This is a genomic window from Psittacicella hinzii (assembly GCF_003585885.1).
In the GTDB taxonomy this organism is placed as follows: Bacteria; Pseudomonadota; Gammaproteobacteria; order Enterobacterales; family Psittacicellaceae; genus Psittacicella.
The window spans coordinates 56,379-68,668 of the sequence record NZ_NRHC01000043.1; the positions used below are offsets into that span (position 1 = coordinate 56,379).

The window sequence follows — 12,290 nt, forward strand, 5'->3', positions numbered from 1 at the left end:
ATTCTTTACCATTATTCTGTCTTATTTTTGTTATTGTAATTATGTGAGATTTACTGGAATTTGAATAAACTTTTGTATATATTAGGGGAAATTTTAGCTTTCCAAGTTTGGTAGTTACTTTCTTTCATAGATGTAAGAGAAAAGATACCTTTTGCACTTTTTAAAGAAGATAGATTCCAGTCATTTAAATTCTGATCAAAAAATAAACTTGAGCTAAACATATAGTCTGCATGTTCTAGTTTAGAAACATTCCAACTTTCTATACTATTACTTGTATTTAAGGTCATTTTAAACATGTAAGACGTATTTGTTACATTGCCAACATCCCAATAATTAATTCCTTCAGGAACAAGTAAGTTAAAAGCAAAAGTAGCTTGCATTTCTTTTACATTTGATACATCTAATTGACTAAGATTGATAAAGAATCTCTGGCACATAAAAGTACCATTTAACTTTTCTACTTTACTTAAATCCCATAATGAAATGTCTATGTTATATATTTGTTGCTTTTTACTTCTATCACATTTTAAAAAGCCTAATTCTCCAAAATCAGAATAAGAAGATTGTTCCTCTTTTGTAAGAGCTTCATATTCCTTTTCAGTAATTTGAGAATAATCTCCTGCGAAAACAAAATTTAAATCAGTTAATTTAGAAGTATCGATAAAATTTAGATCAAGACTAGCTTTTTTATTACCGTGGTATTTGACGTAAGCTTCAATAAATTTCTTTAAAGAACTACTAGAGGTAAATACAAATTTCTTTCCGGTATAAGCAAGATTTTTCCCATACAATTCACCAAGGGAAGAATCATAAGTAGCATCTGTGTAAACGTTACTAGCTTTATCATAAGCATATAATCCGCCTGCAGATAAAGCTAGGGTAACTGCTACAGTGGTAACTATAGTTTTGATTTTTGTTGCCATACGTATAGATTAAGTAGTTGATGAGAGTTTTAAATTAAGGTAGTTTAAGTCTATGGTGAGTATTAATAAACCAAAGTTTAATAAAGATAGTTATTTATTAATTACTTCATTAATAAATAATTCATTGTAATTTTTGAATGAAAGTTTATCTTTCCAGCTATAAACTTCATTAAAGCTCATTGCCGAAGATTTGAACATTGCAAAAGAATTACGTAATGAAGCTATATCCCAAGTATTTAAATCTTGTTTAAAGCTACGCGCACCCATAAACATAGCGAAGGTATTTTGTACTTTGCTTACATTCCAGCGACTAATGTCAGCATTAAACTCTACAGCAGAGTAGAACATGTAAGACATGTCTCTAACATTACCGACATTCCAATTAGATATGTCTTGGTTAAATTTAGTAGCACTATCAAAAGCCCCTCTCATTGTAGTAACATTACTTACATTCCATTTTGATAGATCACTATTGAATGTAGGGTGAAGCGCAAAAGTATATTGCATTTCTTTTAAATTAGCGACGTCCCAGTTGCTAACATCAGGCTCATATCCCCCACAAATAAATGTCATGTTTAGATTCTGTACATTGCTAACATTCCATTTAGAGATATCAATTTTTTTAGGAATGTATTGTTGATCTGCTAAACAATGTATATAACCAAAACCTGATAGGTAATAGTATTTAATTTTCTTTTCCCCATCACTGTAATAAATACCTAATTGATCGAATTCAGAGGATCTGAGTACATCAAATTCTCCAGCTAATACATAACTTAAATCTGTGATATTTGAAACATCAATAAAATTCAAGTCAATGATCTTATCTGGCTCATTTTCAAATTGAGAAACATAGTTTTTGATAAACTCTCTCAAAATAAATTTATCTGTAAAGACAAAGGTCTTGCCCATATTTGCAATGTCTTTACCATATAATGAACCTAAAGAGGAGTCGTAATATACATCAGTGTAGGTGTTGTAAGCTTTAGCTAACTTTTTATATATTGGGTTAGTAATAAAGAGACTAAGCAAAGTACTTGTGGTAAATAAACCTAGCATAAACAAGCCTCTTCGCTTTATATGCTTAGTTGTTCTTTTAAACTGTTTATTTAATTCAGTAAAATCTTCAAGATTGAACTTTTGCTCTTTCAGAATTTCTTGAACTTTTGCAACTCTTTGTTCTTGTTTAGTTACAGTATCCTTGGCATACTCATTTTCAAGTTGTGCCTCGTTAAGCTGTCTTAATTGCTCTAGGTACTTTGTATAAAATTCATTTTGTGGTTGTAACAGATCTTTAAATTCTGCTACTAAGGTTTTATCTTGCTTCTTTTGCAAGATCTTGGTAGTGTTTTCTACAATCGTACGAAACTTTTCTCCAAAACCTGCAGTAAAGATTTTAGTTTTTTGCTGGTATTGTTCTTTAAAGTTCTCGACTTTGTCTTCAAAAAGAATTAAATTCTCTAAGATCTCAACTTTCTCTTGAGTAGTTAACGAAGTATTAGTTGGATCTTTAATTTGATTTCGAAGAGCTTTATTTCTTTCTAAAAGAAGATCAAGATGTTGATAAATTTGCTCTGAGTGGATCATGTTAGGTTAAAAAATTGCTTACTATAAAAGGAGAATTTTGTTATTAAGAAAATTATCCCCAAGTTAACTAATAGTAAGGAGAACGTTTATACTACGAATAAATTATTCCAAATAAGAATATAGCAAATATTATAAGAAGTAATATCTTGCCAACACGTTGGTTACTTTCGTCATTAGCGCTCTCTACAGCTGATTGAGTTTTTTCTTCTTCAGATTGTGTAGAAGATTGCTGCGCACTATTAATTACAGAGTCGTCTTTTTGAGATGCAGTTTCTGTATTTTGTTCTGAAAGCTGTTGCTCAACTCTTGGTTTTGTTGTTTCTGTTGTATGAGAACTTGTATCAGCTGCTGTATCTTCTTCAACTTTGGCTACATCTGCAGTAGCAACTTGCTTATCTTTCTCAATACTTTCAGCTTTCTCAGTACTTACAGCTAAACCATTATGTTTTGAGGTTAGAAATATGATTTTTTGCATTAAATCTTTAACCTTAGCCTGTTCATATGCTAGTTGTTTTTCAAGTAGAGTGATTTTTTCTTTGTCTGCAGATGAAGTTTGTGGGGTTTGCTCTACAAGCATTTGCTTGACATAATCACGAGATAACTCTTCAGTTCTCATTTTTAGGTCATAGATTTCAGCATTTAACTGCTTGATTGTTTCTTTTAACTCATCTACGTTCTTGGTAGCTAGAGCTAGTTCTTTCTTCTCTGCTAAGTGACTACGTACTAAAGTATCAATTAAGTCAGAGTTATGTTTATTGTTTACTTTGCTTAGAAGTAAAAGTTGATTAAATTCATTTAAGCTTTCTTCAATAAGAGTTTCTAACTCATTTTGCTCTTTTGCAGTTAAAGTAGAATTAGATGATTTTGTTGAGTTAATTGAACTTGTTGAGCTAGTGAGATCGGTAGAGCTGTTTGTACGTTCCACTACAGCTTGTAATGAAGTTTTAATCTCATAGATATGAGTATAGAGCTTTTCTAAATCTTGTTGAATTGTCGAGACAGATTGTGTCATAGTTTAGTTTGAAGATAAAAGTTAGAACAATAAAGCCGAAAGCATAAAGGCTAAGAAAAATCCTAGGATAATAATTATCCCCGCAGTAATAAAGGTTCTTTTTCTAATAAGCTTGTGTTGCTTTAGAGTAGCTATAAGTTTTTCAGGATTATCATTTGGTAAATGATATTGTGAAAGTAAAGTTTGGAGTTCACGAACTTTGGTGTTTGTCGCAGGAGATGATTCTAGGTTAGAAGCTCTTTGTACGATCTCCTGTTGGTGCTGTGCAAACTGGCGTTCAGTTTGCGTTAGCTCTTGTAAAAGATTGTCTTTGTCTTGATTTACCGGTGGAACTTTTAAATTAACTTTGTTAGCTAGCTGGGTAAATCTTTGCGTAGCTTGAAAGTATTGTTGACAAAGTTCATGGTATTGTTGTTGAGTAGCTTGTTGGATTTGCTCATAAGCATGTTCAAGCTGATCTATCTGGGATTTCATATAAACCATCCATATGGTAATGGTAATTTAGAGAAAAGTTTTTGTTTTAACTTTAAACGGTTAACTAGGGCAATTAAATTAAGGTTAGCAGACCTAAGATTTTTTACGGATAACTCTTAATTTTATGGATAAGTCTTAATTGTATGGAGGACTCTTAAGTTTTTATCTCTCTTATCTCAATAAAGATCGTAAAACTTTACCTGAGGTAAATAAAAAGAGTTAAAACCATTACTATGGGTAAATAAAAAGCTAGTTAAAGAGCTATAGGAGCTCTTTAACTAAACTTTGTTTACTGCATTAGAGGTAAGGGTTGATTTACCCTAATGAGAATTTAGAAGATTTGATCAATAACTAGTTAATTGCTATTCAATTTCTTAATTAGAAAGAGCAGTGTTTAGTAATCTCTCTAAGCTTTCTAACTGATCTTTAACTTGATTTATAGTTTTAGAACTTGCACCTTGTGGATCCATATATTTTGTACGATCAAATAATGAACCATCGTTTAAAGTATGTAATGCTGAATAAATTTCTAGTAGCTGGTTATCATCAACAAGCTCACTTGTTGGTGTCATACTAAGACCATCTTCAGCAACACTAGAGATGCTATTTTTTATTTTTGTAAGTTGGTTGTAGACAGCATTTACTCTTGCTTTAAAATCAGTTAGGTTATATTCCTTATCCCCAGGGAAACTAAAAGCTAGTAGTTTTTCTTTGTTTTGTTCGAAATCCGCATAATTTCTTTTGAATTCGTCGACCGTATTCTTGTCTAAAGTATGCTTTTGTACAGCTGGAGTCTCAAGGTTTTTGATTTCTTGTACTTGACTAACTTGTTCAGTTGAAGAAGTTGTAGTTTTTGGACTAGAGCCTTGATCCATAAAGAAGAACCAGTAAGCTAAAAATGCTAATGCTGTAATTAAAACCCCAATGATAAAACTCAGAATTAGGTCTACAATGCCAGCAGATCCTTTACTTTGTTCTTCAATGTAGTTTTCTATATCATTAAGCTTTGGATCAGTTTTGCTTCGGATAATATTTTTATCAGATAGCACTTGGATAAAATTATTTTGAGCAGTAAATCGGCTTATATTTTGTTCAAGCTTATATTTGGCTTGTTCAAGCTCTTTTTTACTTTGCTCAAAAGATCTATGCTCTTGTTCAAGTTTATTTAACAAGTCTTTCTCGTTAAATTTACCATCAACAACAAAAGCCTCTAGCTTTGTAAAAGCTTCTTGAACGGCAAAAATATCTTGCTTTTCAGCAGCTGCGATTTGTACTTCGGCAAGTTTATTTAATATGAGTCTGTAATTTTTATTTAAAGAAGCAAATTTATTTTCTTGCAGCTCAATAGTGTTTTGATTTTGTTTACTTAATGCTTCAAGTTCTGCTTTTGTCTGTTCAAGACGTTGGATGTTTAAACTTTGCGTGCTATTTTTCTCAGTTAGATCATTGATCTTGCTATCACGCTCTGCAATTTGTTGCGAGGCGTTAGCGTTAAGGTTTTTAATTTCTTCTTTTCTTTCTTGATCTAAGCGATTTAAGCTAACCCCTAAGGCAATAGTTTTTTTCTTGTTCTCAACAAAAGTTTCACCAACTAAAGTAGAGGTTAATACATTAATTGGTACACGTGGACCATCAACATAATCGGTAAAGGCAGCTTGGTCAAAAACAAAGTACACTTCTTGGAACTTGAACATTAGATCAGAGTTCACAAGTACAGCTAGCGCACGAGCAATTGCATTATTGTCTTGACTAGCGTCAACAATTAATGGTTTTCCTGCTGGCCAAGAGTTAAGTAGTTTACTTTGACTTAAATCAGCCATTACGCCAATTTCAGTTTGCTTGATACGATCAAATAGACTATCAAGTTGCTCAAGTTTAGTTGCAAATTCTTCGCTTGGTAAACCTGCAAGTTGTGAGAGGTTACCGGTAAAACGATCTTTACCATTGTCTTCTTTTACAAGTTTTTCACGTAAGAAGTTATTGAACTCATACAGTTGACGTAAGATAAGGTCGTTAGCAACTTCATTGTTTAACTTGATATTAGGTTTGGTAAAGATAAATGAACCACCGTAGTTACCTGGACGATCACCTTCTGTTTGTAAAGTAGGTTGGTAGATACCTAGGAAGTAACGTACATCTTTATATTCAATGATTTTACTTGTAGGTTCTTGTTTAGTTGCGTAAGGCGCTAGCTTAACACTCACACGTAAAAAACCTTTACTAGCTAGACGATTTGGATCGGCTAGTAGCTTAGTAATATTATTTTGTGGTGGAGCGTCCATGTTAGATTTGATTTCTAAATTAGCGTTATTGCTAATAAAAGAACGAAAATCATCATCTACAAGAATCTGATGTCCTTGGTTAGCAACATTAAAACCCCAGTTAAAATTTCTAAAAATATTTGATGTCGACATAAAAAATTATTGTAAATTCTTGTGGATGTTGATAAATAGGTTTAATAAGCTAAGGGCACAATGAGCACGGTATAAGTAGAATGCTTGGCTGTCATTTTCTACATTTTTACTTTTCTCACTAATCGCAGTAAAAATTTGCCCTGGAGAGCTAGAAATTAAACGCTTTAAATTAGATTCAGGTAATTGATTTAACAGAGGTAAGATCTTTTTACCATAATCTGAGGCAACGAGTGCTTGCTCTATTTGCTTACGCATTGCCAGTTGATCACTGCTATCTCCCTCTAACTGGGTAAGCACGTCAACCGTGATAAAATCTTTAAATGTAAAGTAGCTATTTAAAGCTAAAGCCTGTAAAAATTGGTTTTTCTTAGGTACTTGATTGAAGTAGTAACCAAGATCAGCGTTAGCTAAACCATGGGTAAAAGTAAACGTACGGTTTACTTGAGCTAAAACCCCAGGAAGTTCACTCGCAAAGTTTAAACGCCCAAAAAGTTTTTCTTGTACTTGTCTACTATCGTAGTTACCTGAAAGTAGAGTTTGTTCAACTTTAGTAAAAAAGTTTTTTGCTTCTGGATTGCTATTAAACTTAGTTAAATCAAAAGCTTTAGCTTCTTGACTTTTATTTGCAAGAGCAAGAACATAGGTATAAGCGCTATCAAGAGTTGGCTCTTCAACACTTGGTGGTGTCGTACTAGGTTGTGCGGTTAAAGTAGGTACTCGTCCTAGTGCTTGACGAAGTTCATCTTTATAGCGAGTAATCTTCTCTCTTAACTTTTTGTTTTCTAAGTCAGAGTTAGATTTGTGATTGTGCAGTAGAGACTTTAAGCTCTCAACTTCTTTTTTGCTCTGTAACAGCTCTTTGGAGGCTGCTTGTTTGTCAACACTAAGAATGTGATTTTCTTTTTGTAAGCTTTCAATACGACTATTGAGGGTTACTATCTGTTGACGGCTAGCTTGGAAATCTTCAATAGTACGTTTTCTTTGTTTGATGCTTTCTTCTTGCTCTTTGATTAACGCTTTGTGTTTTTTCTCAAGCTCACTTAAAGCTGTAGTGAGGTGATTGATGCGTTGCTCAATAGTGTAGATATTTGCTTCTTTAGCTTTGAGTTGCTTTTCATGATTGTGCTCTTGCTGACGAAGCTGTGCCTCAAAAGAGTTACGTAACTCACTAGAGCGTTCATTAAAATAACTTTTAATTTGCTCTACTTCACGATCCTTTTTATCTCTAAACTGTTTCTCAAGTTCACGTTTGTGTTCATTGAGCTCAATTCCTTTATGTTCAAGTTCTTTTTTAAGCCCAGTGTTTTCTTGATTGAGTTTAGTCAGGATATCGTCAAAGTTTTTATAAGAGTTTTTTAGTTTTTGTATTTCTTCTTGATGAGTACTTTCAAGACGATCAAGTTTATTTTTTACTTCTTGGTAGCTACGAGTTAATTGCTCGTTAATTTTTTTGCAGTTGTTGAGCTCTTGAGCACCTTTATCCTTTTCTTTTTGTAAGGCTTGAATAGTATCGTTAGATACGCGTAATTTGTTTGCGACTTGATCACGCACTTCACTAAGAGATTTTTCCGCATTATGTAAAGCTTGCTGACTTTTCTTTAAGCTTTGTCTCTCTTTGTCTAACTTACGCTCAAAATCCTCATTTTGTAAGCGTAAAGCTTCTTTAATTCCTCGATCAAGTTGATTGTTGAAGTTATTTTGTAACTTCTCAAACTTAGCTTTTTCTTCATTGAGGAGTTCTTGAGATTTTTCTAAAGCTGCTTTACAAAAAGCATCTTTTTCCTCAATAAGTTTTTCTGCTTTGCTCTTAGTTTCACTAACTAAAGAAAGCATGCTTCTTTTGGTTAGGTCTTCAATAAAAGACTGGATGTAGCTAAAGAAGTTCCCACTATTTCCTTCGCGTTTTAAACCTTGAAGAATAGTATCTTGGTGGACAAGGAGATATCCTTTATCATGGTTTTTAATTTCCGTAATTACTTCTTGGTTTGCGGTCAAAATAATTAGAGGAAAAATATTTAGCGCATTACTTATTTCTAGAGCTTGGCTGAGGTTTGCGAGGGTAATACAACGCTCTTCAATTGAAGCTTGTTCGTTAAGCAAAATAACTAGCTTGTGTTGCACATTGCTCTTTAAAGAGCTAGCGTAGGTAGTTTGGTTTAACTGGTAGTTAGTAAAGAGCTCTTGATTTAGTTGATTAAGATCAAGGCTTTTAAGGTTAGAGGCATAACGTTCCCCAACGACAATTTCTTGTTCAAGGAAAGCAGCGCTAATCTTTTCTAAAGCATAGAATGCTTTGCGGTAACTTGCTCCCGCAAGACTGCCTTGGCAACAGAAAAAACTACCATAAAAGTTACCAGGACGATTTCCTTGGATTTGTTTAATAGAGTTAAAAAGAGTTATTCCAAAGTAAATCTTTTCGTTAAACGAGAACGAAGAAAGGGTATAGATTGCTGGATCTGGGGTTACTTTTGGATTAGGCAAGAGTTTGCCAATAAGTGGGAGGTCTAGGTGTTCAACTATTTGCTTTTTGAGTTGTTCAGGGTATTTTGAATTGATGTCAAAGCCATTGGGAGTCCCAAAAGCTCCGAGGTTATATAGAACATCTGCCATTATAAAACCTTGCAAGAGAGAGTTTATGCCAAGACTAAAGTAAAAAGAAAGGCAACTTTTCCTAAGTTGCCTAAAAATTAGTTAGAGATTATTCTCCAGCAAACCAACGTCTTAGGCGATCACCAAAAGTAGGGCGATCAACGATAGACACTCCAGTAGCTCTTTGGTATAGCCATTTAAAAACTTTTTCCGCACTTTCGTGGTTCTCTTCAAACATATCTCCAACATTTTTACCTGCCGAGTAGAAGATGCAAGAGTTAGTATGTTCGTTTTCAGAGAAGAAGTTTTTAGTAAAAGTCGAGATAGCACGACGTTCAGTTACAGTGGAGTCTTCTAAGAATAGACGTGAGTCATAGCCATATTGAGCTTTGATCTTTTCTGGGATTAAGTCTGACTTAGAAATAATTAATAGTTTGTTGTAGTTTTGTCCATTACGATTTTGGATCGAACAGATTTGATCAAAGAATGCTTGGATTACCCCAACTTGTGGAGCACGTTCTGCATTTTCCTTGGTATCAAAAGTTGGATCCCATAGGAACAAGAAGAATTTATTTACGTAAGAATCTAAGATTACACGTACAGAATCAGGGATCTCTCCACGGTAGTCATCAGCACCTAAAGGAGATTTATAAGCTTTTTCAAAGTTTTCCCCTGAAACGTCAACAAAGGTAAATTCAACTGTTGGTTTTTTACGGTTCTTAGGTTCAATCTCTACAGGGAATTCAAAGATTTCAGTAGTAGAGGTACGTGCTAGTTTGTACTTTTCAGCATACGGATTGTTGTATGACTCTAAGAACTGGTTGAATAATTGTTGAGATTCACTTGAAGCGGTAACTGCAAGACGAACATTAGCGTTTAACTTTGACATAGCATAGTTAATGATGTTCGACATGAAGAAAGTTTTACCAGTATTTGGTGAACCAAAGATTAGAACGTAGTTTTTGTGCTCTGCGTCTTTATTAAGTTCACTTAAACGTTTTAAGTATTCGGTACGACTTAAAATAGTTTTAGCGTCTTTAGTCTCAGAACGTTTTGGTTGGTTACGATCAGAATCGGTATTGCCAGAAAGATCTGTATTACCATTTAAAAAGCTTTCAAGATCGATGTTTGAACTAGACGTTGAACTTGAGCTACTTGAAAATGAGCTGTTGTCAAAAGACGATCCAAAGTTACTACTAAAGTCAGGACTCTTTGAGGAAGACGAGCTATCCCCAAAGATGTTTTCACCAAAACTAAAATCACTGCTTGAAGTTTGTGTCGAAGAGTAATTCGACCCAAAATCATCAAATAAATTTTTATTATCTTTATCACTCATACTTTAAGTCCCTTAATCTAAGCTAGAACGACCTTTAGTTTTTTGGTATTGGGCAATATGATCTTCTTCAGTTAAGCTTTGGATTTTACTTCTGAACATAAAGATCAGGTAAAGAGCTGCCGCTAAGTCAATAAAGAAGCTAAAGAAAGTAATAAACAGTGAAGTTGATAGGTAATCACGGAAACCTGTTTTTAATGAGTAGTCGATTTTACCAATCTCTTCTGCAGCAAAGGTTGTTGGTTGCATGTTGAATAGTTTTTTGTCATTAACAAAAGTATCTACATCAGTACGTAATTTATTGTAAACGTCAACTGATTTTTGGATTAAACCATAACCTTCGTCTTTAATACGTTTGCTTGAACCACTTAATAGAACGCTATCGATTTGTTCAATTTGCTCTTTTGTTTCTTGAGTAACTGTAGCAGCTAAGTTTAACGCTAAGCGGTAAGCTGTATCGTTTTTACGAGCTTTTAAGATTTCATCGATTTGTTTTTTATAACCGTCTAAAGCTACTTGTGGTTTAGTAGTTGATAACTCAGTTAGAGGTTGACCTAAAGTATTGCTAATCTCAGCTAATAGAGCTTTAGCACGTTGACCAAAACCACTACGTTGTGGGTCTAGTACTTGAGTTTCAAGTTGTTTGTAAAGTTTGTTAACTTCATTCTCTAATGCTACTTCAGGAGCAATAATAGTCGCGATAGCTTTAGTAGTATTGCTTTGTAGCTCATTAAGTTCGTTTTTGTGAAGAGTTAACTCTTGACGATAAATTGTTTCTGTTTGGAATTTTGTGAAGAAAGCATTAAAGTTACCGCTAAAAGTAATTAAACTAGCGAGAACAATAAAGATCACTGGACGCCCGATACTTTGATTACGGATAATACGATTACCTAAATCAATAGTTGAAGCATAGATAAGAATAATCACCGCTAAAGCAAAAGCATATGAAGCAAATGCTGGTAAGACAGCTGAATAACCTTCACCTGTAGCATAAAAACTGATTGATAGCAGAATAATTAGCGCAATATGAATCCAGCCAGGAACACGTTGCGTACGCTGAAATTTATTTTTACTTGCCATAGTTTTGAATCTAATCTCTGTTTGAAAAGTTTAAACGGCACATAGGCCCTAGAGCATTTTTGCTTCTTAATTTAAAAATTAAAAGTAAACTGTAAAACGAAGCAGTGCTTAGTTTATAAAAGAGTAAGTATGGAATTTTTAAAGATATTCTCGAAAAAATAATCTTTAATAAATAGAGTATATACAAAGATCGCACAAAAATATAGGGGTTATATGCAGTTATCTATACCCCCCCCCCGAAATTGTTGATATTTAGGTTACTTTATTTTTATCTGAAACGGTAATAACTTACCTTATAGTGTGGTATTAAGAAAGTTTTGGCAATATTTTTGCATTCAAAAAAGGAATATTTGTTGGTTCATTTAAAGATTTTTATGGTTATTTTTCAAATATTACAAAATAGTAAGCAGAAGATCATCAGTAGCTTTAACCCCTTGTTACGAGGTAGTAAAATTAGAGCTTTTTTATGAGAAATTTACTTGTTTTACAGTTGTGGGGATAAGGTTACCTATGATTTACAGTTATGAAATATGCCAAGTTAGCTCTAGAATTTAACTAGAGGAAATGCTGAAATGTTACTAAGTACCAAGGTAAAAATGGAGTAAGGAGAGGTTTCTTGGCAAGAGGTGTAAGAAGAGTAAAGGAAGTTAAGGGGATAATTTGATACCTAGGAGCCCAAGAGCCTCAAGAGCCCAAGAGCCTCAAGAGCCTAGGAGACCATGAGCTAGGGAGCTAAGGAACCCTAGATTTAAGGAACCCTAGATTTAAGGAACTCCGGACTTAAATATAGGGATTCCCGAAATTGATCATTTTCTCCTAAATAAATTACTAAATAACATTAGGTTACGTCGATTTCTAGCAGGGCAGACTGCCCTTCT

8 protein-coding genes are annotated in these 12,290 nt (G+C 33.7%); all 8 read right to left on the reverse strand.

Annotated elements, in window-relative coordinates; all coding sequences use genetic code 11:
- Positions 1–50 precede the first annotated feature (50 nt).
- Positions 51–923 carry a BspA family leucine-rich repeat surface protein gene (locus CKF54_RS04105; protein WP_119525047.1) on the reverse strand — a complete coding sequence of 291 codons (873 nt, stop codon included), beginning with the start codon at positions 921–923 and terminating at the stop codon, positions 51–53.
- A gap of 90 nt (positions 924–1,013) precedes the next feature.
- On the reverse strand, positions 1,014–2,510 hold the full coding sequence (locus CKF54_RS04110; protein ID WP_119525049.1) for a BspA family leucine-rich repeat surface protein: 1,497 nt from the start codon (positions 2,508–2,510) through the stop codon (positions 1,014–1,016).
- Positions 2,511–2,601: 91 nt separating this feature from the next.
- Positions 2,602–3,522 carry a hypothetical protein gene (locus tag CKF54_RS04115; RefSeq protein WP_119525051.1) on the reverse strand — a complete coding sequence of 307 codons (921 nt, stop codon included), beginning with the start codon at positions 3,520–3,522 and terminating at the stop codon, positions 2,602–2,604.
- 21 nt (positions 3,523–3,543) lie between these two features.
- Positions 3,544–3,996 (reverse strand): hypothetical protein, encoded by a 453-nt coding sequence (locus tag CKF54_RS04120; RefSeq protein ID WP_119525052.1) that lies wholly within the window; start codon positions 3,994–3,996, stop codon positions 3,544–3,546.
- Between the two features lie 374 nt (positions 3,997–4,370).
- Positions 4,371–6,410: a hypothetical protein gene (locus CKF54_RS04125; protein WP_119525054.1), complete on the reverse strand. Its 2,040-nt coding sequence runs from the start codon at positions 6,408–6,410 to the stop codon at positions 4,371–4,373.
- Positions 6,411–6,416: 6 nt separating this feature from the next.
- On the reverse strand, positions 6,417–9,020 hold the full coding sequence (locus CKF54_RS04130; RefSeq protein WP_119525056.1) for a hypothetical protein: 2,604 nt from the start codon (positions 9,018–9,020) through the stop codon (positions 6,417–6,419).
- 88 nt (positions 9,021–9,108) lie between these two features.
- The gene (locus CKF54_RS04135) at positions 9,109–10,335 is read right to left on the reverse strand and encodes a hypothetical protein (protein WP_119525058.1); all 1,227 of its coding nucleotides are present in this window, start codon (positions 10,333–10,335) and stop codon (positions 9,109–9,111) included.
- Between the two features lie 12 nt (positions 10,336–10,347).
- Positions 10,348–11,412 carry a hypothetical protein gene (locus CKF54_RS04140; RefSeq protein ID WP_119525060.1) on the reverse strand — a complete coding sequence of 355 codons (1,065 nt, stop codon included), beginning with the start codon at positions 11,410–11,412 and terminating at the stop codon, positions 10,348–10,350.
- Positions 11,413–12,290: the final 878 nt, after the last annotated feature.

Bases quoted from the DNA above. Each gene is read 5' to 3' on its own strand.
- CKF54_RS04120 (WP_119525052.1), bottom strand. From the start codon at position 3,996: ATGAAATCCCAGATAGATCAGCTTGAACATGCTTATGAGCAAATCCAA.
- CKF54_RS04125 (WP_119525054.1), bottom strand. From the start codon at position 6,410: ATGTCGACATCAAATATTTTTAGAAATTTTAACTGGGGTTTTAATGTT.
- CKF54_RS04135 (WP_119525058.1), bottom strand. From the start codon at position 10,335: ATGAGTGATAAAGATAATAAAAATTTATTTGATGATTTTGGGTCGAAT.
- CKF54_RS04140 (WP_119525060.1), bottom strand. From the start codon at position 11,412: ATGGCAAGTAAAAATAAATTTCAGCGTACGCAACGTGTTCCTGGCTGG.
- CKF54_RS04115 (WP_119525051.1), bottom strand. From the start codon at position 3,522: ATGACACAATCTGTCTCGACAATTCAACAAGATTTAGAAAAGCTCTAT.
- CKF54_RS04130 (WP_119525056.1), bottom strand. From the start codon at position 9,020: ATGGCAGATGTTCTATATAACCTCGGAGCTTTTGGGACTCCCAATGGC.
- CKF54_RS04105 (WP_119525047.1), bottom strand. From the start codon at position 923: ATGGCAACAAAAATCAAAACTATAGTTACCACTGTAGCAGTTACCCTA.
- CKF54_RS04110 (WP_119525049.1), bottom strand. From the start codon at position 2,510: ATGATCCACTCAGAGCAAATTTATCAACATCTTGATCTTCTTTTAGAA.